This window comes from Paenarthrobacter sp. TA1.8, assembly GCF_048595705.1.
Taxonomy (GTDB): domain Bacteria; phylum Actinomycetota; class Actinomycetes; order Actinomycetales; family Micrococcaceae; genus Arthrobacter; species Arthrobacter nitroguajacolicus.
In genome coordinates this window covers 1,264,815-1,289,527 of sequence record NZ_CP184287.1, presented here as the reverse complement: position 1 = coordinate 1,289,527, position 24,713 = coordinate 1,264,815, and the positions used below count along the sequence as shown (strand labels likewise).

Genomic DNA, 24,713 nt, shown 5'->3' with positions numbered 1-24,713 from the left:
CGGTCTGCACAACTGAGAAGGCGACTCAGACTTCCGCGGGTGAGACGTTTGTTTGCGCCGTCGACCAAGCTGGCAAATTGACGTGGCTGGACTCTGCGAGCGCCAAGAAGTTGTCCGATCAGCGAACAGCGGAAGCGGCGGCAAAGGCAGCTGCTGAGAAGGCTGCGGCCGACAAGGTGGCTGCAGATCAAGCCTCGGCGGACAAAGCCGCTGCAGATAAAGCGGCGGCCGACAAGGCTGCCGCCGACGCGGCAGCAGCCATTCAAGCCGCGTCTGATAAGGCGGCCGCCGACAAGGCAGCAGCAGACGCTGCAGCAGCGCAAATTCAGCCGAAAGTAATTCCGGCTGCCCCTCCTGCCCAAAGCAGCTGCGACCCCAACTACTCCGGATGCGTACCTATTGCCTCCGATGTGGACTGTGCCGGTGGCAGCGGCAACGGTCCGGCTTACGTGAGAGGGCCAGTGACAGTCACAGGGTCCGACATTTACGGACTCGATAACGACAAGGATGGGATCGGCTGCGAGAAGTAACGCGGCAGGGCGACCGAAGCCTTAGGTGCTAATGGTCGCCCACCAGCGGTCGACGCCGCTAAGCAACTATAAATGGCCAGCGCAAGAATGAGGGTCCCCAGGAACAAGCACGCACGAGCGTAGGCGATTCGACCGTCGCAGGGTCTGGCGTGGTCGCTCTCACGGGAGGACGATATTGCCGACGGCTAGTACGGAGGCTCCAATGCGCGTGGTGATAGTTCCAGGTATAAATGGCTCGGATGCTGACCATTGGCAGTCGCACTGGGAGCGATCAAGCAGCGGTTGGAAACGTATTGCTCCAGCTTCCTGGGATGAGCCCGAAGTCGACGACTGGATTGCAGCGCTGGACGCGGCGGTGGGAGATAGCAAACCCGTCTTGGTAACGCATAGCCTCGGCTGCCTAGTGGCCGCGCAATGGAGCTTTGCAAACGCGGGCCGCGTGGCAGGGATGTTTCTCGTTGCAGTCCCAGATCCGTTTGGCCCCAATTACCCTGAGGGCGGTCCCCGTTTCGGCGACGACTTGTACGGCCGGATTCCCATGCCAGTCGTCCTGCTCACCAGCAGCAATGACCCCTATTGCACCCCCGAGCGTTCACTGCAGTTTGCAGACACATGGGGCGCTGCCCGGATCGATATCGGCCCCCGTGGTCATATCAATTCTGCGAGCGGACTGGGTGAATGGCAGGAAGGTCGTAACCTGCTGACGGCGTTTGCGGCAGGTCTCTCAGCCCAGATTTAGTGCGGCCGTGTCAGGGAGAACCGTCCCAGCGGCTCTGGACGTCGAGCAAGAACTTGATGCCGGCGTCGGATAACTTCTGGTCAGACCGCCCCCAGCTGATGCCTTCCCAAAGCTCCAACCTGTGCAGGCTTCGGTTGATGTCGTAGTACAGGTCGGTAGCCCAGGACAGCGGTATTTCACCGTGGCCCGATCTGGTCCGCAACCCAGCTTGATGAAGCGCTGCCTGAAGCACCTGATCCCTCAACCCGTAGGGCGGCTCGTCTCCGGTCAGCTCCCAGTGCACCAGCAAGGGCGTTGCGATCTTCTCTGCATCGGTGTCCGGATTCGCCAACTGGTCGGCGAGGAAATCCCATAGGGCTGTGGGATCCCCCACTAGTTTCCGTCCTTTGGGTGTCAGGAGCAGTTTGTCCTTTAGTTTTCGGAGAAGCTTCCACTCCTGCAGATGCTCCCGGAGGTTCCGGATGGGCGGCGTGCTTACTTCGACCCGCCCTGCGGAGATCCACTCGTCATCCCAGCCGAGTTCAGTCATCGCCCGCTTCACAAACGCCGGCTTGAGATAGCCGGCCGACGTCAACGGCAACCCGTCAGAACGTGCCTCGTTGAGGAACCAAAGAATCGGACCAAGAACCGCTTGTTGGTCGGCGGTCGTCACTTCGCCTGGCCAGAACCTTTGCGCCAAACTGCGGAGCTGCCCGTTGATTGCCTCTAGATTGAAAGCAGCCGGATCGAAATTGGACACACGTTCCTGCGTCACGAACTCGAGCCATTCCACGGCTTCCCTGTGCTCGGGATGCTTGGGGTTGGACACAACGGCAACCATGTTGGCATACCCACCAACTCCCCCTGAATCCTCTATGGGCCCCCGCATCGCTCCGTCAAGGCAGGTGATGGTGTCCTCGTGGAGCACGGCAGGTCCAACAACTTCAATCTTGTGCGTCCAGTTGTCCCCGAAATCGTAGTCGTACTCAAGGTCCGACAACCCAGGCGAGTGCGGGTCAAAAAGCTCAGCTAGCCGGACGTCAGCCGCTAGCTCAGTACCAGCCGGACCGTCGCCGTCGTCGACTCCCATAATGATGCGTTTCTTGCCCGCGCGGTCATGGCCGGTGACGGCGTAGAGGTGAGCGTCCTTCCACCCGAATACGGTCTGGATGGCACCGTGCAGCTCAGCCACTGTGGCGGTTTCGGGGAGGACGAGTTGCCGCCAGATGAGCGGCTCGGTCTCACTGATTGCAATGCGCAACTCAACGGCCGGAACGGTGGTGGGTGACTCCATATCCGTCATTCTCTCAGCGCGAGGAGAGGTTTCGCGTCACATGTCCTTGGTTCGGACTACTACCACTACGGACGGGGGTTGAACCTACAACGACAAGGACTTACCAGTGATCACGCACTTCTACCCAGCAGCGCTTCGCATCATCACCTGCGTCATAGCTGTTTGCTCGGCGGTGTCAGCCACCTTGCTCGGAACTGCGCCCCCTCCAGAAGGCCTCGAAATCCTTGATCCTTCAGATTTGCGGACCACAGCTGTCGTTCTCACCATGGCGCTGGGTGTTGTGGCGCCAGTAGCGATGTTGATTGCCGAACCGCTCACCTGTCTGCTCCTCAAAGCAGGACTCTTCGCTGCATCCGGCTTTGGCAATGCCATGATGCTCAGCCCTCTGGTGGTGGTTCCCTTCCAGGAGGCGTCCACTGCGCTGGCTGTTGTCTGCTCGGTAGCCCTGACCATTGCGAGCATCGTTACCTACATGGAGTCCGTGGAACGCAGGAACGCTCGACGCCGGGCCAACACCTAGACGCTGCCGCTCAGCACCTATTTTTGATGAATTTGCCCCCAATTATGCGTCTCGCGACCACCTAGTTTGAGGATTTGAACACCTAGAGGCCGATTGCCGGTCATAGTCTCTTTTTGTGCCTCTCGGGGCGGGATTCCCGGTGTCCGGCGGGTTACCCCACTCGCTCCACGCGTAGGAGGCACTGCGGCACGGCTCCATCCGACTACCCCCAGGTGGGGCCGTGCCCAGCCGGAACATCAGCTGGCAGGACGACTAATCCGCAGACGCACCAGACGGTACACGATGCCCACCGCGAACATCAGCACACCCAACCCGGCTGATACAGGCGGAAGGGTGGCCACAAGGGCCACGCATGCAACAGCACCTGCCACCTGCAGGAACTTAGGGTAGCGGCGGTCTTCCGACGGCTGAGTGTAGGCGGCGATGTTGGCAACCAAGTAGTAAAGCAGCACGCCGAATGATGAGAAGCCGATAGCCCCACGAAGATCAGCAACTGCGATAATCAGGCAGATCACTACAGCTATCGTGACTTCAGCACGGTGCGGGACCTTATAGCGCGGATGCACAGCGGAGAGCCAGCGCGGAAGATCGCGTTCGCGGGCCATGGCCAGGCTCGTCCGGCCAAGCCCTGCGACAAGTGCCAACAACGCACCCAGAGACGCAACGGCTGCACCGACGCGAACCACGGGCGAAGCCCAAGCCAAAGTGCCCGCACCTACCGCATCGGCCAAGGGTGTTGGCGTGGCGGCCACTCCTTCGGGGCCCAGCGCCGCCAGCAGAGTTACCGCTATGACGGCGTAGATGACGATGGTGATCCCCAGTGCAATGCTGATGGCCCGGGGTATGGTGCGCTTGGGCTCACGCACTTCCTCACCCATCGTCGCGATCCTCGCATACCCGGCAAACGCGAAGAACAGCAGCCCCGCTGATTGCAGGATGCCGTACCAGCCCTGGGCCAGCAGCCCCTCGCCCATAAAGCTGTCAAAGTCAGGACCAGAGCCACCCCAGACCGCCGCGACAGCAATCGCCAGGGCAGCAAGTACAGCGACCACCAGCACGCGCGTCAGCCCGGCGGTGCGGGTCACTCCGTGATAATTCACAGCGGTCAAAATCACGACGGCGGCAATCGCCACCGGGCGCTCCCAACCTTGCGGTGCGGCATAGGCCCCAAAGGTCATCGCCATGGCAGCGGCACTCGCTGTTTTGCCGATGACGAATCCCCATCCTGCCAGGAAGCCGGACCAGGGGCCGAGCCGTTCCCGACCGTAGATGTAGGTACCGCCGGAAGTTGGATAGGCCGCAGCCAGTTGGGCCGACGAGGTCGCGTTGCAGAAGGCGACGAAGGCAGCCACTACCAACCCGATCAGCAGCCCTGATCCCGCGGCAGCAGCGGCTGGGGTGAACGCCGCGAACACACCGGCGCCGATCATTGATCCCAAACCGATCAGCGATGCGTCGAACGTGCCTAGTCGGCGGGCCAAAGCCGGAGAGTTGCTCACGGATATCTAGCCTATCCCGGGTCAGCGCGGCGGAAGTGAATTCCCCACCAGCATGAAAAGACTATTGCGGGATGTTGCACCAGTCTTCCGCAGCGCGTTGGAGATGTGGTTTTCGACTGTCCTCGCGCTGATGCCGAGATGTTCCGCGATTTCCACGTTGGTGCGGTGCCCGGCTAGCACGGCGACCTCGATCTCCCTTTCGGTCAACGGTGTGGTCCTGAAGGAATTAAAGGAGAGCTGCTCGTTGGCCGATGGGAAGCGGACAGCGAAGATGGACGAAGCCTGCGCCAATGCGTCAGCTGCTGCAGCATCACCGTCTATCACGTGGCGCTTGAGGGCTCCTCGGAGCAGCATTCCCACCTGGTACGTGTCGACATCAGGTTCGTAGTGCTTGAGGAGCAGCCCCAGCAGCTTATGGTCACCTTCAACCACCGCGGTAGCGATGGCAATGAGCTGGTCATGGACCGTGATGCCGCTCTCCCGCAGGATCTTCTGCAGTAGATCCAAAACTGGCCGGCCCGGGCAAAGGCACGTACAAAGCAGCGCAGTCATCATGGCTTCAAGGACGTAGCCGCTCTTCAACTGCCTCCTAATGAGTTTGGCGGCTTTTCGGTCAAACACTGAAGGTTGGGCGTTGTGGTGAGCGATGAGCTCGTAAGCACCCTTGCCGATGCCGGGTATCGGACCAACGTCCGGCACCTCCGCCCGCGCCTGTGCAGCTATGGAAAGCGTCGGCACTATGGCAGTCGTCGCGTGCCTGAGCCCAGCCAACCTGAGCATGGCGTCGTAGAGCGAGTCGACGACGAAGCCCGGCCGGCCCATCGCAAAGACACTGCTCATGAGGTACTCGGCCTCTTCAAAGTGTCCTCTGTAGAGCAGGCCGTGCGCGGCCACGTAGCTGCTGGTGACCGCGCCGAACTGGTCCAGATTCCTGAGGGCTTCTGCCCGCCAGTCCAAGGCGAAGACCAACGACTCTTCTACGCGCCCGGCGGCGAAGAGCGCGAATCCGTGTATGAACGGCCGAAGATGAGAAAAGGCATCATCGTCGCCTGCACCGTCAACGGCTTCCAACGCTGCAGCTGGCTTGAAGCGGTACAACTCAAGCAAACCATGGACCAACACCCCCATTCCCGATCCTTGGCCGCCAGAAACGCCTGGCTCGTCAGCGGGATCAGCTGGAACCCTGCCGTGGGAAGCGCTGATGAACAGAATGGCATTTTCGACTTCAGCTACCAGCTGCGGATTGTCCCCGGCGAACTTTTGGAGGATGTCGACGGCGGCACCTGGCCCGCGGCCCGTGTGGATCGCAAGCATGGCCTCAGTGATGGAGACAAACAGGCGGTCTCTGGGATCGGCGTCGAAGTCTGTTGTTTCGGCGCAGACGAGACAGGCACGCTCCACATCCACGGGGGCACCCCAGTAGATACGGAGGAGGGCTGCGGCATTGGCGGCTGACTTGTTGGCTTGCCAGCGTTCGAAGCGGATGCGTTCCCGGTCCGCGTTGTGGTCGTGGAAGTGCCTGGAAGTTATGGCGTCGTCGTCGCCCTTCTCCAGACGGAGCGATGAAAGCACACGGGAGAGGCAGTCTGCCGTGGTGTGCTTCTCCCGAGCCACCTGAGGGGCAGCTTCAAGGACGCCAGCGATCTTGCTGCGCAGCAGTTTGCGGTCCCGGAGCTTCTTGTTCCCTCGAAAGTAGTCAGCGATGACGGGCGGACTGATGGCCGCTATTGAGCCATTGTGGTGGTCCGCCAGGACGGACAGGAATCCCCTGCGCTCCAAGCCTTCCAAGGCATCCGGCTGAATGACTTTGTGGAGAACATCAACCCGTGCGGTGCCGAGAATCGCCATGATGTGCAGCGCCGTGAACTCCTCAGCACTCAGTTCAGCCAGGAGGGCCTCCAGCGTGCCGCGAAGGTGTTCGTTCCATAGGGTGTCGGCAGTCATGCACCATTGCTTGTTCTTCATGACCAAGAGGTTGCTCAGCGAGGCGGTCTCTGCGATCCGCACGATGAGCCGCGGGTTTCCGGCCGACTTGGTGAGGATGCGCGCTGTTGTGTCTGCGTCTGCGGGTGCACCAAGAACCTGCGCGATCAGTAGGTGGACCTGCTCATAGTGGAGTGGATCCAACTGCAGGTGCGCCTCCCTACCGTTGTTGAGCACGGCCAACTGACCCCTGGAGAAAGCCCATGTTTCCGGGGCCGTGGCCACCATAGGACAATCGGATCTCCGCCTCACAGCCTCCAGGACCGCCAAGGATTCGCTATCCACCAGGTGGAGATCGTCAACAACCAGCAGGTGTTTGCCGGCCTTGGCCAGTTGGCTGGAGAACACATCAGCGATATCGAAGACACCGCTGCGGCCAGGCCTCATTTCCAGTCCGAGCCCCTTGATGGCCGAGTACGGGATGGTGCGGTGTGTACGGAGTCCACTGATGAAGTGCACGGAAACGCCAGTCTTCTCCAGATTGCTCATGACGCTGCGTACTACCGATGTCTTACCGCTACCCGGTGCGCCAACAACCCTGACACCAATGCCGCGGGCAACAAAGTCGAGGATTCGCTGAACCTCTGAATCGAACACGCGACCTAGCCTTCTGTTTTTGTGGATGCCCGACATGAGGCTCACTTCGCAGGCTAGATCTTGAAAACGGGACTAGGTGGCAAAACGGCCTTGCACAGACCGATTTGGGGCCGTCTAGGTGGTGATTTGGACGAAACTAGGTGCTGGCACGATCCGTCTAGGTGGTGGGGCTGTTCGAATATTGGGCGATCCATGAGGATGCTCCTTCAGCTCTGCGGGTGGACTACGTACCACGTTACGGAGAGCCGGAAGTGAATTACATGGGTGGAATTCACTATGTGGATATATGTTCTATGACCAAAAGAAGCACTAGAAGACATCTTCTTGCTGAGGGCAGACAAAAAAGCAGGGCCGGTCAGTGACCGGCCCTGCTTTTTGAGTTATCCGAAGACTAGACAGCCTGGATGTTTACTGCCTGGGGACCCTTGGGGCCCTGCTCGACGTCGAAGGAAACCTTCTGGTTCTCTTCGAGGGAGCGGTAGCCCGAGGAGTTGATCGCAGAGTAGTGAGCGAAAACGTCCTGGCTGCCATCTTCAGGAGAGATGAAGCCGAAGCCCTTTTCGGAGTTGAACCATTTTACGGTACCTGTAGCCATTTTTTCAGTCCTTACTGAAGGTGGAGATTGTCCCGACTTTCGGGTCTCCGGGTGTGGGGTGTTCTCCACAGTTACTTCAGAAAGTCACGATCCGGAAGGATCGTGGGGACTGCCTGAACTACCAAATGCCAAACACAACAACACCAACTAGTCTACAGAGATTTGAGCAGATGGCTAGTGCTGGGAAATATTTATCCATCCGATGTTGATCAGAAGACTCAAAAAGTGTCGGTGGTCTGGCTTAGCCTGTGAATGAGGAGACCGGCACCGAGCCGGTACAGACCCGGACCGTCGAGAGATCACATGGACTTCTACGCCATAAATTCCCTGCGTGAGAACCACGCGGGGTGGTCCCTCCTTCGCGCCCAGAACGCCCCGCTGGCACTGCACTTCTTCATGGCCGCTTTCACAGACCCCAACCAACGCAACGTCGGCCGCCAGCAACTGATTGATACTTTGGACGACACCTTGTTCGGCGTCCGGGAATCCTTTGGAGAGGACAAGTTCCCCCGCAGCGCATCAGAGTATCTTGACGACTGGGCAGCACCGGAGCGTGCCTGGCTGCGCAAGTACTACGTTCCCGGTGAGGACGAGCCCCACTACGATCTCACAGCCGCGGCAGAGGACGTAGTCAGGTGGGTGGAGAGCCTTAGGGGCCGTGAGTTCGTGGCCACGCAATCCAGGCTCACCAGCATCTTCGCGGTCCTGAAAACCCTAGTGCAGCAATCGGAGACCGACCCAGAGGTACGGCTTGCCGAACTGCAGCAGCAAAGGGACCAGATAGACAAGGAGATGCAGCGGATCCGTGCCGGCGACGTCAAGGTCATGAGCGGCCCTGAGGCTCTGGATCATTTCCAGCAGCTCACGGCGCTGGCCAAGGACTTGCTCTCCGATTTCCGGGAGGTCGAACAGAACTTTCGGAAATTGGACCGCCAAGTCCGCGAGCAGATCGCCACGTGGGACGGCAGCCAGGGCGAACTGCTGGACACGATCTTCGCAAATCAGCAGGACATCGGCAGCTCCCTCCAAGGCCGCACGTTCCAGGGCTTCTGGGATTACCTCATGTCGCCCCAGCTGCGGAACGAGCTGAACGACCTTCTCCAGCGAGCCACACAGATCGAGGCGTTGTCGCAAGCGGACAACCTCCACACCATCACCAACCTCCACCAGGACTGGTTGCCGGCGGTTGAGCAGACACAGAGCACAGTGCGGCAACTCTCCCAGCAGATGCGCAGGCTTTTGGATGACAAGGTCTTCCTTGAGAACAAACGCATCATGCAACTGATCCGAAGCGTTGAGGCGAGCGCATTGGACACACGGGACAACCCGCCGTCGAATGTTTTTATGGAGATCGACGCGCCGTCTGTGGACGTAGCGCTGCCGTTCGAGCGGCCGCTTTACGAGCCCGGCAGCCGTGTGATGGTGATGGACGACGTAATCACCGCGGACGACCAGGATTTGGATGCAAGCGCGCTGTTCAGCCAATTCCATGTGGACAGGGAGCGTCTGAAGTCGAACATCGATGACGTCCTTGAACGCACGGACCAGGCAACGCTCGCAGACATCACCGCGGCACACCCTTTGACGCAGGGACTCGCGGAGCTGGTGCAGTATTACCAGCTGGCGGTCGAGTCGGACTGGGCCACTGTCAATGCGGAAACAACCCAGAACCTCCAGTGGCAACTCCCGGATGGCACGCTAAAAGAGGCAACCATTGACCAGATCATCTTCGTGAGGCCGGTATGACAACCGAAACAGCAAGCACCCCCGAGGAACTGCCCGCTGTCGTGACCAGGCTCTTCAAGGGCGTGGTGTACGCGGAGACCGATCAAAAGATCTGGCAGTCGCTGATCACGCTCACGTCCCAGGTCAGGGATTACGTGGCGGTGCTTGGGCTCAGCCTGATCATTGATGAGTCGGAGGGCTACGCCTTTCTGAAGTCGCGCGAGGATCCTGAGGGCACGCTCCCCCGGCTCATCCCCCGAAGGCAACTCACCTTCGATGTCAGCCTGCTGCTCGCCCTCCTCCGGAAGCGGATGCTGGAGTTCGATACCAATAGCAGCGAGCTCCGGCTGATCATGTCCGAGGCCGAAATCAAGGATATGGTGTCAGTTTTCCTGCCCGAGTCCAGCAATGAGGCTCGGATTCTGGACCGGCTGGGGACCAACGTCAAGAAGGTCGTGGAACTCGGGTTCCTGCGGAGGCTGAAGGGCGAAACGGAAGCGTACGAAGTGATGCGCATCTTGAAGGCTTACGTCGACGCGCAGTGGCTGGAAGAGTTCGACGCGCGGTTGGCTGACTATCGTGACTCTCTCACCGGAAGCAAGTGACCATGACCACTGACGCTCAGGACACGCTGTTCAGCATCGATGAAACAGCGGAAAAGGCGCACGACGGCGGCCTGCCGCCCGGGTTCAGACTGCAGCGTTTGGAATTGCTGAACTGGGGCACGTTCCACGGCGGGGTGCGGACCTTCCGTTTGGATGGCGCCAACAGCCTGCTGACCGGCGATATCGGTTCAGGGAAGTCAACTGTGGTGGACGCAATCACGACGCTCCTTCTGCCGGCTAACCGCATCGAGTACAACAAGGCCGCCGGCGCGCAAAAGCGGGAACGCACGCTGATGTCCTATGTAAGGGGCTTCCATAAAAGCACCAGGAGCACCGGCGGCGAGTACTCCAAGCCCGTAGCGCTGCGGGCACCGGGCACGTTGTCAGTGGTCCTCGGCGTTTTTCACAACGCGGTGCTCAACAAGACGGTCACACTGGCCATCACCTTGTGGACTATGCAAGAAGCGGGACAGCCGACACGGTTCTACTCTTTGGCTGAGAAGGAGCAGTCGATCGCTCACGACTTCTCCAACTTCGGCCAGGATCCCGCCAAGCTGAAGAAGAAGCTCCGCGCTGAAGGCGTCAGTGTTCACGACACCTTCGATCCATATGCGGCCGCCTTCAAGCGACACTTTGGCATCAGCGGCAATCAGGCCATGGAACTGTTTCACCGCACGGTCTCCATGAAGCAAGTGGAGAACATCACCCACTTCGTCCGGACCAACATGCTGGAAGATGATGACGTCGGAGCAAGGATCAGCAAGCTGATCGGCCACTTTGACGATCTCAAGAAGGCACACGAAGCCGTGGTCCGGGCAAAGGACCAAATCGAGCTGCTGAAACCAATCCGTGAAGGCGCTGGCACGCACCAGAAGTTCAGCGCAGACGAAAACCAGGCACGCAAGCAACGGGATCAGCTGCATCCGTGGTTCACCGATCAGCAGTTGACACTGAGTTTGGAACATCAGGCTGAGCTGGAGCGGACGGGACAGAAGCTCCGCGAAGACAGCACCCAGCTGACCTCGGACATTGCCCGGCTACGGCACGAACTTGCGATCGTGCAAGAGGACATTCGGACCAGCGGTGGCGGCAGGCTTGCTGCCATCGACGCTGAAGTGGCGCAGCTTGAAACGGCGTCCCAAGCGCAGCGCAATCGCTTCGAGCAATACACAAGTGCCGCCGTCGAACTTGGATTGGACACTCCCGAAGACCGGGTGCTGTTCGATGCTAACCGGCAACGTTTGAGCCAGGTTGAGCAGGACCTCGCCGCCCAGGGTGAGGAGTTGCAGGACAGGCGAACGGCTTTGCATTCCGAGCTCAGGGAGCTGGCCGCGCGCAGGGAGGACCTCGACGCCGAACTGGCCAGCCTCGGCTCCCGGCAGACTCTGTTGGCTCGTCCGCAGCTTGAGCTCCGGCGTCGTATTTGTGTGGGCACTGGCATTGCGGAGTCCGCGCTCCCCTACGCAGCCGAACTGTTGCGCGTCCGCGACGGCGAGGCCGAGTGGGAAGGCGCGGCGGAACGTACGCTGAGGAGCTTTGCACTTCAGCTGCTGGTATCCGCTGAGCACTACGCGGTGGTGAGCTCATGGGTGGACGCGAATGATCTCAAGGGCAAGCTGGTGTACCGGCGGATCGGTGACTCGTACCCGCAACGGCCTCCCGCACCCGGGACGCTCGGCGCAAAGATTGCAATCAAGCAGGGCACGCCGTTCCGCGACTTTCTGCTGGATGAACTCAGCACCAGGTTCGATTACGTCTGCTGCGACACTATGGAGGACTTCCGCAGGCATCCCAAGGCTCTGACAGTCAATGGTCAGTTGAAAGGCTCGCGGGGAAGGCATGAGAAGGACGACCGCACTGGCCTGACGGACCGGCGGACGTTTGTCCTGGGCTGGGACAATCACGAAAAGATCGTGCGGATTCGGGCTGAGCGGGACGATGTTGACGGCAAACATCGCAGTATCGGGGCGCAGCTGGCGAAGGTGGACACGTCCTTGGGTGACGCCGCCCGGCTGAACCGCTTGCTGGGCAACGTTGGGTCCGTAACCGAGTTTTCGGAGATCAGCTGGCAAGTGACCGCTCGCCGGGTCCAGGAGCTCAAGGATGAGAAACTGCAGCTCCAGCAGGCGAGCAGCGTACTGCAGCAGCTGACGATCAAGGAGTCTGAGGTCTCTGCCAGGATCGAGAAGCTTCAGGAACGCTCTGACAAGGTCCAGCAGAGGCTCGGGGCTAACGAGAAGGACTCCCGGGACATCGCAGCGGTGATCGAGGAATGTCGCCTGACCTTGCAGGAACAACCGCTAACAGACGACGGCGACGTAATGGCTGCCGTAGCACGGCTCACCGCCAACGCGCTCGGTGAAAAGTCGCTCACCTACAGGAATACCGTTTCCACGGAGAGTTCTGTCCGTTCCGGGCTGACCGGAACGATTGATGCGCTGACCAAAAAGATCGCGACGGCTGCAGCTTCCACGGTGCGGCTCATGGCGGACTTCCGCAACAAGTACCCGAACGAGACCACGGACATCGACGCGACGCTGGAGGCTGCAGAAGAGTTCAACCGGTTCCTCGAACAGCTGGAGCGCGATGACCTGCCCAGGTTCGAGGCGCGTTTCAAGGACTCACTGACGCAGAACACCATCCATGAAGTGGTGGCATTCAACGCGTTCCTGGACAGCCGCCGACAGGACATCGTGAACCGGATCAGCGAGATCAACCTGTCCCTGGCGGAGATCGAGTACAACCCGGGCAGGCACATCCAACTGGAGCATCAGAACTCGACGGACTTGGATGTGCGGCAGTTTGGGATCGACCTCAGGGCCTGCTCCGAGGGGACCATTGGTGATGATGATCAGTATTCGGAGCAGAAGTACCTGCAGGTGGAGCGGCTGATTGAGCGTTTCCGTGGCCGTGAGGGGTTTACCACCTTGGACGAGCGCTGGACGTCAAAGGTGACGGACGTGCGGAACTGGTTTACGTTCTCGGCATCGGAGAAGTGGACAGAGACCGACGAGGAGTTTGAGCACTTCACGGATTCCGGCGGCAAGTCCGGCGGACAGAAAGAGAAGCTCGCTTACACGATCCTTGCCGCTGCCTTGGCGTTCCAGTTTGGATTGGCTTCGGTTAGAGGCGCCTCACGCTCCAGCGCAGTCGGTCCTGCCAAGGGGAGGAGCTTCCGGTTTGTGGTGATCGACGAAGCGTTTGGTCGTGGCTCGGACGAGTCCGCCCGCTACGGGATGGAGCTCTTCCAGCGGATGAAACTGCAGCTGCTGATCGTCACACCACTTCAGAAGATCAACGTCATCGAGCCCTTTGTGGCACACGTGGGCTTCGTCGCCAACACCAACGGCAACGACTCCCAGCTGCGCAACATGACCATCACCGAGTATCGCGAGGAACGGGAGAAACGTGCCGGCTAAGTCTGCGCCGTCCCGTCGTTGGACGACGTTGGCAGGGCTGCGATCGTTGTCTGCAACCGCCTGGGACCGTGGACAATTGCTGCGCGAGGCTCTGGAACCGACTGACTTGTATCCGCGGCGTCGGGTGTTGAAGCGACCATCCGCCACGGAACTGCGGGACCACTACGCTGCCGCCCGCGAATGGGCTGCCGAGCTGTTCGCCGCGGCTGGGCGGTACAGCCTGGAAACGGTCGACGTCGGCCGCACCACTATCGGATCCAACCAGCTTCCCGCTGTGGCCATGTTTGCTTCGGTGGAGGACGAGGTTGCGTTTGTTGGTAAGTCGCGAGAGTTGGAGCGTTTCCGTTCTCTTGCTTCTTCGCTTGTAGCACTTGACCCCGCTCTTACGGGGTGGGCTTTGAAGCGACCACTTGCGCTGTTGGCGCTGGGCGACGCAGCATTGACTGCTGCACGAGTGGCGCTGTGGCTACGCGATCATCACTCCCCTACTATCTATGTGCGACAGTTGAGCCTGCCTGGGGTTCACACCAAGTTCATCGAGACGCACCGCCGGACAATTGATGAGATGGTGGCGGTGTTGGAGCCATCGGAAGGTTCTGATCAATTCCCTGGCGGGGCGCCTGACGACGAGCTGCTCACGATGGCCGATTCTTCCAGTGTCGATGATTCCCTGCTGGCACGACCGATTGCCCGAACAGCCGCCGCACGGTTCGCTGAGCGCCACGGCTTCCTTCACCAGCCGGAGCAGGTCCGCTTCCGTGTGTTGGACCCGGCGATCTCCGTGCTGGGCGACGCCCGCGACATCACGGTGACTGCTTCCGCGTTTGAGTCCCTCAGACTTCCGGTGAGCACAGTGATCATCACCGAGAACCTCGTGAACTTCCTGGCCCTCCCTGATCGGCCGGACACGCTGGCAATCTTTGGGGCCGGCTACGGCTTCTCATCTCTCCGGGATGCGGCGTGGCTGCAGGACTGTGAGGTGCTCTATTGGGGCGATCTGGATACCCACGGCTTCCGAATCCTGGATCAACTGCGCTCAGTCCATCCGCACGTGTCGAGCGTCCTGATGGACGAGGCAACCCTGCTTGCCCATCGAGATGCCTGGGGCGTGGAAGCCCCCACTTCAAAGGCTGTGTTGGGACGACTCACCTCTGAGGAGGCTCGCGTCTACGAGGGATTGCAGGCAGGCAGCTATGGTGAAAATGTTCGGCTGGAGCAGGAATTGATTGGCTGGGAATGGGCGCTCGATCGGCTCAGCCGCGGACGCTGAGGTCCCGTGTAGCGTTGCGGCGGAGGTGGACTCATGGCAGACCCTGAAACCAGCTGGGACGCGGCCAGTAATGACGTCACCGTTATGGCGCCCGCCGTCTTCGACGCCCTGCAAGCTTCTATCGACGTGCCTGATGCTTGTTACGAACTAGAGGTTCTCTCCGGGGTCCCTCGCCTTATAGATCATCGGCGCACGCCAGAGTAAAGTTCACCCATGGCAGCTATCCGGGGCTTCCTTCCTGCCAGCGCTCTTTCCCCGGAGCCTGCATAGGGCGCGCTGACCGGAGCCTTGGGTCCGGACATGAAGGCCGTGACAAAGGTAGGAGGACATCAAATGCAGATGCCCAAGCCCTCTGACGCCGATAAGGAACGCTTCCGTTCGGTGCTGCCCGATCATCCGGATGTCATCGTCAAGCCGATGTTCGGCAATCTGGGCGCATTCGTAAATGGCAACATGTTCGCAGGACTCTTCGGCCCCACCATCGGCGTCCGCCTTTCCGAGGGTGACAAAGCTGAGCTCGAGGCTAACCACCAAACTCAACCGTTCGGCCCTGAAGAACGTCCCATGGGCGGATACACAGGTCTTCCAGCAGCTTGGAACGATGACGCTGAGAAGGCCGAGCCCTGGGTGGCCAAAGCCTTTGACCATGTGGCCTCGTTCCCGCCGAAAGCGCCAAAGTCGCGTCCGCCCAAGAAGTAACCACTGTCCGCTCAGCAAGGATCGCAGGACCCTCGCAAAACCCGCCCTTTCGTGCTGAGATCAAGCCATGGCCTCGATGAAAGGACGAACAGCGCTCGTAACCGGCGCTACGGGTGGTCTGGCCAAGGCCATCGCCACTGCACTGGCCCGCGAAGGTGCCACCGTCGTCGTGGTTGGACGGTCTGAAGGTCGGGCAGAAGAGGCTATGAGCGACATTCGGGCCGCAGTCCCGGACGCAATCCTCGAGCCGCTTACCTGCGATCTCTCAAGCCAGGCGTCAATCCGTTTGGCGGCTGAAGAGTTCCTTTCCCTTCACGATGAAGTTCACGTACTCGTTAACGCGGCCGGCGTGTTCCGCAAGGAACGCCACATGACCGCAGATGGCCTCGAGCTCACGTTCGCTACCAACGTGATGGGCTACTTCCTTCTCACGAATCTTCTCCTGGATGCACTCAAACGCGGCGCGAGCAGGGATCAGGGGCAGCCATCGCGGGTCGTAAACATCGCCTCCAAGTATTCGGGCGGCCCGTCGGTCACCCAGATGGATTTCGAAGACCTGCAAACTGCGAAAGGCAACTACAGCTACCTGCGCTCAACGCCGCCAACAATGCTGGGCCGGGTTCTGTTGACGCAGGAGTTCGCGGAGCGCCTTCGCGGATCAGACGTGGTGGTCAACGCAGTGCACCCGGGCCTCGTCAAGAACACCGGTCTCCTGCAAGATGTTGGCGGACCGTTCCGTTGGATGACCAACACCTTTGGCAAGACCGCCGAGAAGGCAGCGGATACGGCCGTTTGGTTGGCCACCTCGCCAGAGGCTGCAGCGGTCACCGGCAAGCTCTGGGCCAAACGCAAGGAACTGTCGACGCCAGGCATGGGCTCCGATCCAGCGGCGCGGAAGCGGCTGTGGGAAGAGTGCACGCGGCTGTCGAAAATCCAGTGACTTGGGCGGTGTCCTCGTAGAGGATGTCTTCCGAAATATCGGCCTCTAAACTTGCTCAAGCTCCAACTGCGGCGCAGGCTTGCGGAATCCGCGAGTCAGGAAGGCCAGATAGACCACACCCACGCCTGCCCATGCGAGCCCGAACGTGAACGACAACCCACTCAGGCTCGTCCAGAGCCAGGCCGTCAAGGCAAAACCTATGCCTGGCAGCACAAGGTTATGAACCACGCCCCGGGCTCCGCGTGCCTTCTCGTCAACGAAGTAGTGCTTGATGACGGCCAGGTTTACCACGGAGAAAGCGACCAGCGCACCGAAGCTGATCAGCGATGAGATTGTCAGGAGATCAAGTACAAAGGCCAGCAGCGAAACGGCTGATGTCAGGAGAATTGGAAGCAAGGGTGTGCGGAATCGAGCGTGGAGCCGACCCAGTGCAGCAGGGAAGACACCACTACGAGCCATCGAGTGAATGATTCGCGAAACGGACGCCTGAGACGTCAGCGCCGATCCGAGACTTCCTGCCATGTATGCGGCGGTGAAGAAGGCAACGAGAAGGTTTCCGCCCGCCGCGCCAATGACTTCGATGGCCGCCGCGTCCACATCCTTGAATGTGCTGACCGGGAGTACAAGGTGGCTGATATACGCGAGTCCAAGGAAGATCACACCGGCCAGCACGGTGGTTAGCATGATGGCCTTGGGCAGATTGCGCTTCGGGTCCTTTGTCTCCTCAGCGAAAGTGGAAACGGCGTCGAATCCTAGGTACGACAGGCACAGAAGCGCGGAGCCAGCCAATATCGGGGAGACCCCCTCAGCTCCGTCGACGCCGGTGAACGGAGCCATCAAGTCAAGATTGCCGGTGCCGGTAATTGATGACAGTCCCAGGGCAACGAACAGCACGATGAAGAGCGCCTGGAGCCCCACCACCACGAAGTTAGCCTTGGCGATCGCCGTGATCCCCAGGATGTTCAGCACGGTCACGGCTAGGATCGAGACCACCATGAACACCCAGGCGGGGACCGCTGGGAATGCCGCTTCCATGTATATACCGATAAGCAGGTAGTTGATCATCGGTAGCAGCAGATAGTCCAGCAGCAGGGACCACCCCGCCATAAAGCCAAGCCCGGCTCCAAACGATCGCGTCGCGTAGGTGTAGGCCGATCCCCCGAACGGGAACGCCTGGGCCATCCGGCCATACGAGCGCGCAGTGAATAGCATGACCACCAACGTCACTGCGTAGGCGGCAGAAAGACGTCCGCCCGTCAACTCCACAACGATGCCGTAGGTGCTGAAGATCGTCAGCGGCACCATGTAGATCAAACCCAGCAACACCAGCGAGGGAACGCCGAGGACTCGGCGCCAACCCTGGTTGGCGGTCTGGGCGGACATTGGCCCCAGAGGCTTCTCGCCTGCCGGTGTTTCAGTATCGAACGTGGGGGTCATTGGGGATCCTAAATCTGATGCCGGGATGTCGGGAACTGCGGCAGAGCTGGGATTGCCAGCCCTTTGCGAACCGGGGAGGAGAACCCGGTATAAGTCATAAATGAATGCCGTTCGTTTATTAAAGCGGTGAGCCGGATCACAGTCAATATGTGACGGTCGGCACCGCACTTGGCCAACGGCGCCGACACATCTCGCGTTCCAGACCACCGAACATGGGCGGTGCGCAGGCTACGCTAGAGCAAAATCATCCGCGGAGATGGCGCCCAACGACCCCGTCTACTGGCCGCTGGCTGCTGGCTGCTGGAAGTCATCAAACACGGGCTGGACTACGGCAATAACGCCCTCACCCGTGAAGGACTCCCATCTGCTGCAGCCCGTTTCGCCTGCAACCCACTGCTCTCCGGCATAGACGGCGGCCACAACATCCACCTCCGCGAGCTCGGTCGCCGCGGCATGCACCTGCCCGGCCAGCTGGAAAACATCGACAACGGGGGGCTAAGCAACCCGGAACAGTACGGGGATATCTCAGATCGACTGTCCAAGGTCTTTCGGGATTATGGCGTGGAAGTGTTTGAGGATCGTCACCACTTCGATCCCCCGCACCGGATCGAACCCGTACGGCTTGCTAGTGTTCTGAAGGGAGACTGGAACCGCGGCGGAGGAGACCAACCCCACCGGAAAAATCGACTAAGGAAGGCTATGACGTAGTCATGTGCCCCACCCCCGGCGTCCCCTCACCCAAAACGTAACGCTGCATCAGAGCGCCCTTCATGACGAGGCGACCACCGGCTCGATGAGTTGTAGGTTCGTCGGAACCACGCCATAGACGAAGACCTTCTCCCCACAACCGAGGAGGATTGGATACACCCAGAGCGTGAGCCGATCGAAGAGCCGCTCGGCGAACGGGGTCCTAGACGAAGCCGCCACATCATGACCGAGCTGTGGATCCGGCCCATTCGAGGGTTCGTGTCTCGCGCGAGGCCACGTATTTCGGGATGCGGTTGAACAGCTGCGCCATACCGCCCTCTGGTGGCGGCCAGTACCCGGCAAAGGTGGCGTAGGTCCGGCGCCCAAGAAGCAGTGCGTCCGTCCCCACCATCCCGGATTCGGCCTGTTCGCCCCACCATGTCGTCGAAAAGAGGCGCCTGCCAGACGTAAAAAGCAAAAATCATGGCAGGGTCCTCTTCAGGTCCGCCCGGCGCTTGGGCGACGCCATCAAGCGTGGTGAACAGGTTGATATGGAGAGTCCCATGCCGGGCTCTTTCTCGTCTGCCCGTCGTCACCCCGCCGACCGGATCACTCCGAGGCGTCCACAGGACGCGTTGCAAAGCAACGCCCAACGGAGAACATCGACGCCGGCGCACCCCACCTGCCGCTGTGACCTCACAAACGTCCGGCGAGAGCAGCGGTCTCTGGACTTCCTCCAGGTCCAGTTGCGGCTCCTTCATTGACCCTTAACAACGGGCCGCATGAATGTGCTTCTTCCATCGGAGTTCTTAGTTTGAGAGCCTCAGTCAGTGCTGATGCACCTTGCGCCGCGGATAGTGCTTCTTGGCACATCAACGCGGCCCCAGCAAGAAGGGGTCCAGAGCCTCCCCCTTCCGGAATATGCAGCCAGCCATCGCCTCCGCCGGGACAGTCTTGCGACATAATGTCGCCGCCATGGCCCAGAATGGATAACTATGAAGAGCCACACGCCTGCCACCACACATAAGAGACTCGTCACCCTGGTCAATCTGCACGGGACGAGGGAAGTCGCCCGAGTACTTGGACAGTCTTCAAGGACCGTTGAGCGGTGGATCTCCGAGGCAACCCCCACTCCGGCACTTTTGAATCCAGCGCTCGACAGCATCTATGGCGCTTGGCCAACCGACATTGCAACGCCGACAGACAGCTATACTTTCGCAGACCTCTTCGCCGGGATCGGGGGGATTAGGCTCGGGCTGGAGCGAGCAGGCGCAGAGTGTGTTTTCACAAGCGAATGGGATAAATTTGCGGTCAAAACCTACATGGCAAATCACGAATCCCGCCATCAAGTTCTTGGCGATATAAATTCGATAGATGCCTCTAGTATTCCTGATCACGACATTTTGGCTGCCGGATTCCCATGTCAGCCTTTTTCTTTAGCCGGTGTATCAAAAAAGAATTCTTTGGGGCGCGATCACGGGTTCCTTGACAAGACCCAAGGAACCCTATTCTTTAATGTTGCGGATCTGATTGAAAAGAAGCGCCCGAAGGCATTTTTGCTGGAGAACGTAAAAAACCTTCTCAGTCACGATGGTGGACGAACCTTTCGAGTTATCAAAGAAGTGCTTGAAGAAGATCTCGGTTACTCGATTTATCACAAGGTTGTGGATGCCAAGGGCTTTGTACCCCAGCACCGCGAAAGAATCTATATCGTCGGTTTCCAACAGCCGGTCCAATGGGACTGGTCACAAATAACACCGTCAAAACCGGTAACGCACATAGGCCAGGTTCTCCATGATCGCAGAACCATTTCGGAGGCCGAACTTCCCTATTTGGACGAGTCGACAGGAGAAGTGTCAGCCCGCTACATCCTGAGTGATAAGTTGTGGTCATACCTTAAGGCGTATGCCGCGAAACATAGACTGGCAGGGAATGGTTTTGGGTATGGCTTGGTTGAGCACGAACATACGACGCGCACTCTATCTGCGCGCTACCACAAAGACGGCTCTGAAATCCTGATATCCCGCGGCGGATTGAATCCCCGCCGACTTACACCACGAGAATGCGCCCGCCTAATGGGATTCCCAGACTCCTTTAAGATTCCCGTCAGTGATACACAGGCTTATCGCCAGTTTGGTAATTCTGTCGTCGTCCCAGTCGTACATGCCATAGCAACTCAAATCGTGAATCATCTGGAGAAGAATCAAGCCAGAGACGCTTGGGCGGAGGCCTCGTAGTGCAAAGCGTTGGGGGAAAGTGGTTCATTGATGAAGAGTTCAAGTTGAGGTTTGCAAAAGGTAATGGAGCAATAGTTGAGGTTGCAGCCCTCGACATTTGGTCGATCGAGTATGAGGGTTTGCAAATCGCTAATGAAAAACAATGGAATAGACCCTCGATAGATCTACCAGAATTGGATATATCTGCAGATCTTTTGCAGTTGGAGCTGGCACTGCTCCCCGGCAGAAACGGCGGAAGGTACGTCACGCTGCGAGCTGTCAATGCCCTAAATCGGCCATTCGTTGATGAATGGCCCACGGCCGATCAAGTGATACTTGGCCATCAGTGGTTCCCAGTGGATCTCACGCGTGTTAGGACACTGGCGGATGAACTTAGAGATCACGATATAAGTCTGCTAGAAGAACTCACGGAGGAAATGGAGCTGTGGCTCCTGTGGCGTAGCGGCCATGAAGTAGCCCAATTGAACAACCATCGCGAAGTTCGAATAAAGGCTAGACGTGACTTTGCACCCCTCTTTCAGCATCCGCTCAAGGCAGCGCTGTATCCCTATCAGACAGCCGGCCTCACGAAAATGATTTCCATGGCCGAGCAAGGCTTGGGATGCCTTTTAGCTGATGAAATGGGGTTGGGCAAAACACTCCAAGCCATTGGCGTAATAGCGTGGACAGTCGGGCGGATGGAGGCTCCGTGCCTAGTCGTTACGCCCTCGTCGACCACGGCCAACTGGAAACGGGAGTTCGACCGTTTTGCCCCTTCGCTGAAGGTGCATGAACATGCCGGAACAGTACGCACAGGGGACCCCTCCGTGTTAGCGGGATACAACGTCGTCATCACTTCGTACGATCTGATGTTGCGCGATGAATATCTGCTCCGCTCAATCCCCTGGGCGTCAGTTGTGATCGATGAAGCCCAAAACATCAAGAATCCCCGAACTCAACGGTCACAGGTGATACGCCTACTCAGCACCGGCCCTATCATCACCATCACTGGCACACCAATCGAGAATTCGTTAACAGATCTTTGGTCCATAATGTCGGTCGTCGCCCCAGACTACCTTTCATCTTTGGACGAATTCTGCTCCAGATATCCAGACGAAGTTGAGGCAGCGACCGAGCTGGGAAGGCGGGTGGCCCCTCTCGTTATTCGACGAAGGGTCGCGGAGGTAGCCAATGATCTACCTTCCAGAACGGACGCGACAGTGCCTATTCACCCAAGCGATATAATTTCGCGTGAATACGAGAAAATCCGCTTGGATGACAGCATGTCTCCGCTTGCAAAATTTGGCTATCTGCGACAGGTTTGCTCAAGTCTCCGTTCCATTGATCCTAACTTGCCTCCGATTTTCACCAGTAACCCAAAATATGAGCATGCACTTCAGATTATTATTGATGCGTTCAGTGTTGAATGCAAGGTGCTTTTTTTTGCTTCATTTCGTTCTACATTGGATGAAGTAGAAGCTGACCTCAAGGAACGATTCCCTTTCGCATATGTCGCACGCCTAGATGGAACCGTAGCAATAGCTGAACGGCAACGAATCATCGATGAATTTTCTAGTTTCTCTGGTCCAGCCATTCTGGTCATGAATCCTAAGGCCGCTGGAGTTGGCCTGAATATACAGGCTGCAAACTATGTGATCCATTTTACGCCTGAATGGAATCCAGCGACGATTGACCAAGCCTCCGCTCGATCTCACCGCCGCGGGCAAGGGAAACCTGTTTTTGTATATTCGCTGTTTTACACAAACTCCATTGAAGAGTTAATGTTAGAACGTGTTGCGATGAAGCGTGAGCTATCCAAGAGTGGAATGCGGGGAGCGGAAGAGCTGCCAAGTGGTAGCGAGCTACAAAAAATGCTAGTTAGTAGTATCAATGGGGGCACTTAATGGGTGAAACATTTACTAGGTCCGTAAGTAAGATTCTATCAGCAAATGACGTTGGGCACACCGGTTCTCATCAAGCAGGTATTGCTGTCCCGAGACAACCATGCATGCTTGATTTCTTTCCGACCCTCAAGATCGAAACATTCAACCCTCGTTGCACAATCCTTTTCAGAGAACTTGAGGACAATGATGAGTGGCCGTTGAATTTCATATATTACAACGGGAAGTTGCATGGGCGATCCACTCGAAATGAATATCGGCTTACCGGACTTACACCATACTTCCGAAAGCACGAAGCTTCTAGTGGTGATATTCTTCAGCTGAATAGAAGCTCAACGGGAAGGTTCTCTATCTCCTTGCTTGGCTCTGGCCAAGCCAAGGTAGAGGTCTCGCCTCTTGGACAGTTACCACCCCTCGGCACAGCTCCCGAGGTATATGAAACAATCAAGCTTTCCGGTGCGTGGAGCGCCTTATCAAGGAGGAGAACTAGTGTCCGCTGAGCTCTTTGAAGTTACGCCAGACCCTGAACGCATCACAGAATCCCTTAGGGACACGGGATACGTTCTGAATACTGCCGTGGCCGACATCGTCGATAACTCTATTGCAGCGGGCGCCAACACAGTGTCTGTTGAGCTCAAGCTCGACCCTAGGGGCAATGTTCGGTTCAGCGTGACCGATAATGGCATTGGAATGGACAAGGCTGGACTTGTCAACGCTCTAAAGTATGGTTCGGCCCGTCGTCCAGATCCGTCCAGTTTAGGGAAATTTGGGTTGGGTCTGAAGACCGCTTCGACGTCATTTGCGCGACGGCTGAAACTAACGTCAAGGTCCGCAGTTGATGCCCCTGCCGCCACAGCCATATGGGACCTAGACCTGGTTCCTAGCCAAGGATGGCAAGTGTCGGTAGACCCTAACGCCGATCCGATCGACGTTACTCTCTTGGACAAGCACACCCAAGGCGGAACAGGAACGGTTGTGCGGTGGGAGAACGTGGATCGATTAATCCGCGATTACAAGAACCCCGTCGGGGACCGCGCTCAGTCCGCCATCCGCCGTCACGTGTCGGCCCTACGAGAGCACTTGGCTATGGTGTTCCAACGTTTTCTTGACATTAGCGACTCCCGCGCGTCCAGCGTCAGCATCTTATTGAATGGAGAAAATGTAGAAGCATGGAACCCGTTCGGCTTCGGCGCCGATAAGCTGCTGGATGTAGCCATTCCTGTGGATTTGGGTCACACGACTACCACCATGCACCTTAGAGCCCATGTCCTGCCCCGGAAGACTGAGCTGCAGGCTATGTTAGGAGATTCAGCCCCGACACAAGCACGCTTGGGTAACAAGACGCAGGGCATCTATGTCTATAGGGAAAATCGACTAATCCACGGACCAGACTGGCTGAATATGTGGGCTCAAGAGCCCCACTTTACTTTGTGCCGAGCTGAACTGTCATTCGACCACGAACTGGATTTGGCGTTTCAAGTGGACATTAAGAAGTCCACGATTATCCTCGATAACGCTCTTGCAGACGTCGTGTTCAAGGCGCTCACACCACCGCGGAGGGAGGCCGAGGCCCGCTACCGCGAAGGTCAACGATCACGTGCCACCGAAGTCATAGATCCCGAACTGCATGCACCATCAAATGCAGCCATTCAGGACAAGTCCAAGTCGATTCCGAAGGCAACCCTCCAGTCAAAGGATGAAGGTTCGGGGACGGCTGAAATCCGGAACGAACATGGCACCGTGACCGTCGATTTCGTACAATCCAGCACCGGGGTGTTTGTAGAAGCAGTTGATGAGCTTCGTGACGGCATCCTCTACCAACCCGCCTATATTGGCGACAACCCAGGCGTTCGAATCAGCAAATCGCATCCGTACTATGAGAAAGTTTACCTGCCCAATCAGACATCAGGAACTACTATCCAAGCGCTAGATTCACTTCTCTGGGCACTTGCTTCTGCGGAATTCCGTTCCGCCCAGGATTCGACGAAGGAAATCTTCGAGGACATCCGTTATGACGTTTCTAGGGCACTAAAGAAGTTGGTTGAGGACTTGCCATCCCCTGAAGAAGATTAAGTCAT

General features: G+C 58.4%; 19 protein-coding genes. 13 read left to right on the top strand and 6 right to left on the bottom strand.

Annotated elements, in window-relative coordinates; all coding sequences use genetic code 11:
• Window positions 1-77 precede the first annotated feature (77 nt).
• Window positions 78-530, top strand: coding sequence for a hypothetical protein (locus ACNAOT_RS06195; RefSeq protein ID WP_420180429.1), 453 nt, complete (start codon window positions 78-80; stop codon window positions 528-530).
• A 202-nt stretch (window positions 531-732) separates the two neighbouring features.
• Window positions 733-1,269, top strand: a complete 537-nt coding sequence (locus tag ACNAOT_RS06190) for an RBBP9/YdeN family alpha/beta hydrolase (RefSeq protein ID WP_420180428.1) — start codon at window positions 733-735, stop codon at window positions 1,267-1,269.
• A 10-nt stretch (window positions 1,270-1,279) separates the two neighbouring features.
• Here ACNAOT_RS06190 and ACNAOT_RS06185 read toward each other — a convergent pair whose 3' ends face one another.
• A complete protein-coding gene (locus ACNAOT_RS06185) occupies window positions 1,280-2,542 on the bottom strand; it encodes a plasmid pRiA4b ORF-3 family protein (RefSeq protein WP_420180427.1) in 1,263 nt (420 codons plus the stop codon).
• A gap of 106 nt (window positions 2,543-2,648) precedes the next feature.
• On the opposite strand from ACNAOT_RS06185, the gene ACNAOT_RS06180 reads away from it, so the two are divergent.
• Window positions 2,649-3,062 (top strand): hypothetical protein, encoded by a 414-nt coding sequence (locus ACNAOT_RS06180; RefSeq protein WP_364308232.1) that lies wholly within the window; start codon window positions 2,649-2,651, stop codon window positions 3,060-3,062.
• 236 nt (window positions 3,063-3,298) lie between these two features.
• Here ACNAOT_RS06180 and ACNAOT_RS06175 read toward each other — a convergent pair whose 3' ends face one another.
• The 3 genes from ACNAOT_RS06175 to cspE all read right to left on the bottom strand — a co-directional run bounded on the left by ACNAOT_RS06175 (window position 3,299) and on the right by cspE (window position 7,736).
• On the bottom strand, window positions 3,299-4,561 hold the full coding sequence (locus ACNAOT_RS06175; RefSeq protein WP_420180426.1) for an APC family permease: 1,263 nt from the start codon (window positions 4,559-4,561) through the stop codon (window positions 3,299-3,301).
• 21 nt (window positions 4,562-4,582) lie between these two features.
• Window positions 4,583-7,141: a LuxR C-terminal-related transcriptional regulator gene (locus ACNAOT_RS06170; RefSeq protein WP_420180425.1), complete on the bottom strand. Its 2,559-nt coding sequence runs from the start codon at window positions 7,139-7,141 to the stop codon at window positions 4,583-4,585.
• A gap of 391 nt (window positions 7,142-7,532) precedes the next feature.
• A complete protein-coding gene (cspE, locus tag ACNAOT_RS06165) occupies window positions 7,533-7,736 on the bottom strand; it encodes a cold-shock protein (RefSeq protein WP_024819996.1) in 204 nt (67 codons plus the stop codon).
• A gap of 303 nt (window positions 7,737-8,039) precedes the next feature.
• Here cspE and ACNAOT_RS06160 point away from each other — a divergent pair, with 303 nt between their 5' ends.
• From ACNAOT_RS06160 to ACNAOT_RS06135, 6 genes are all read left to right on the top strand, one after another.
• Entirely contained in the window at window positions 8,040-9,482 is a 1,443-nt protein-coding gene (locus ACNAOT_RS06160; protein WP_420180424.1) for a DUF3375 domain-containing protein, read from the top strand.
• The gene (locus tag ACNAOT_RS06155) at window positions 9,479-10,066 is read left to right on the top strand and encodes a DUF4194 domain-containing protein (protein ID WP_420180423.1); all 588 of its coding nucleotides are present in this window, start codon (window positions 9,479-9,481) and stop codon (window positions 10,064-10,066) included. The genes ACNAOT_RS06160 and ACNAOT_RS06155 overlap by 4 nt, the downstream gene beginning before the upstream one ends.
• A gap of 2 nt (window positions 10,067-10,068) precedes the next feature.
• Entirely contained in the window at window positions 10,069-13,485 is a 3,417-nt protein-coding gene (locus ACNAOT_RS06150) for an ATP-binding protein (RefSeq protein WP_420180422.1), read from the top strand.
• Window positions 13,475-14,755: a Wadjet anti-phage system protein JetD domain-containing protein gene (locus tag ACNAOT_RS06145; protein ID WP_420180421.1), complete on the top strand. Its 1,281-nt coding sequence runs from the start codon at window positions 13,475-13,477 to the stop codon at window positions 14,753-14,755. Before ACNAOT_RS06150 ends, ACNAOT_RS06145 begins: the two co-directional genes overlap by 11 nt.
• 333 nt (window positions 14,756-15,088) lie before the next feature.
• Window positions 15,089-15,454: a TfoX/Sxy family protein gene (locus ACNAOT_RS06140; RefSeq protein ID WP_420180420.1), complete on the top strand. Its 366-nt coding sequence runs from the start codon at window positions 15,089-15,091 to the stop codon at window positions 15,452-15,454.
• A gap of 67 nt (window positions 15,455-15,521) precedes the next feature.
• Window positions 15,522-16,394: an SDR family NAD(P)-dependent oxidoreductase gene (locus ACNAOT_RS06135; protein ID WP_420180419.1), complete on the top strand. Its 873-nt coding sequence runs from the start codon at window positions 15,522-15,524 to the stop codon at window positions 16,392-16,394.
• A gap of 45 nt (window positions 16,395-16,439) precedes the next feature.
• Here the strand turns inward: ACNAOT_RS06135 and ACNAOT_RS06130 are convergent, their stop codons facing one another.
• Complete coding sequence (locus ACNAOT_RS06130; RefSeq protein WP_420180418.1) at window positions 16,440-17,831, bottom strand: APC family permease; 1,392 nt, start codon at window positions 17,829-17,831, stop codon at window positions 16,440-16,442.
• A 276-nt stretch (window positions 17,832-18,107) separates the two neighbouring features.
• On the bottom strand, window positions 18,108-18,290 hold the full coding sequence (locus ACNAOT_RS06125) for a hypothetical protein (protein WP_420180417.1): 183 nt from the start codon (window positions 18,288-18,290) through the stop codon (window positions 18,108-18,110).
• 1,223 nt (window positions 18,291-19,513) lie between these two features.
• On the opposite strand from ACNAOT_RS06125, the gene dcm reads away from it, so the two are divergent.
• The 4 genes from dcm to ACNAOT_RS06105 are packed head-to-tail and all read left to right on the top strand — an operon-like array spanning window position 19,514 to window position 24,708.
• The gene (dcm, locus tag ACNAOT_RS06120; RefSeq protein ID WP_420180416.1) at window positions 19,514-20,755 is read left to right on the top strand and encodes a DNA (cytosine-5-)-methyltransferase; all 1,242 of its coding nucleotides are present in this window, start codon (window positions 19,514-19,516) and stop codon (window positions 20,753-20,755) included.
• The gene (locus tag ACNAOT_RS06115) at window positions 20,755-22,638 is read left to right on the top strand and encodes a DEAD/DEAH box helicase (protein ID WP_420180415.1); all 1,884 of its coding nucleotides are present in this window, start codon (window positions 20,755-20,757) and stop codon (window positions 22,636-22,638) included. Before dcm ends, ACNAOT_RS06115 begins: the two co-directional genes overlap by 1 nt.
• Window positions 22,638-23,135, top strand: coding sequence for an EcoRII N-terminal effector-binding domain-containing protein (locus ACNAOT_RS06110; protein ID WP_420180414.1), 498 nt, complete (start codon window positions 22,638-22,640; stop codon window positions 23,133-23,135). The genes ACNAOT_RS06115 and ACNAOT_RS06110 overlap by 1 nt, the downstream gene beginning before the upstream one ends.
• On the top strand, window positions 23,125-24,708 hold the full coding sequence (locus ACNAOT_RS06105; RefSeq protein WP_420180413.1) for an ATP-binding protein: 1,584 nt from the start codon (window positions 23,125-23,127) through the stop codon (window positions 24,706-24,708). The genes ACNAOT_RS06110 and ACNAOT_RS06105 overlap by 11 nt, the downstream gene beginning before the upstream one ends.
• Window positions 24,709-24,713: the final 5 nt, after the last annotated feature.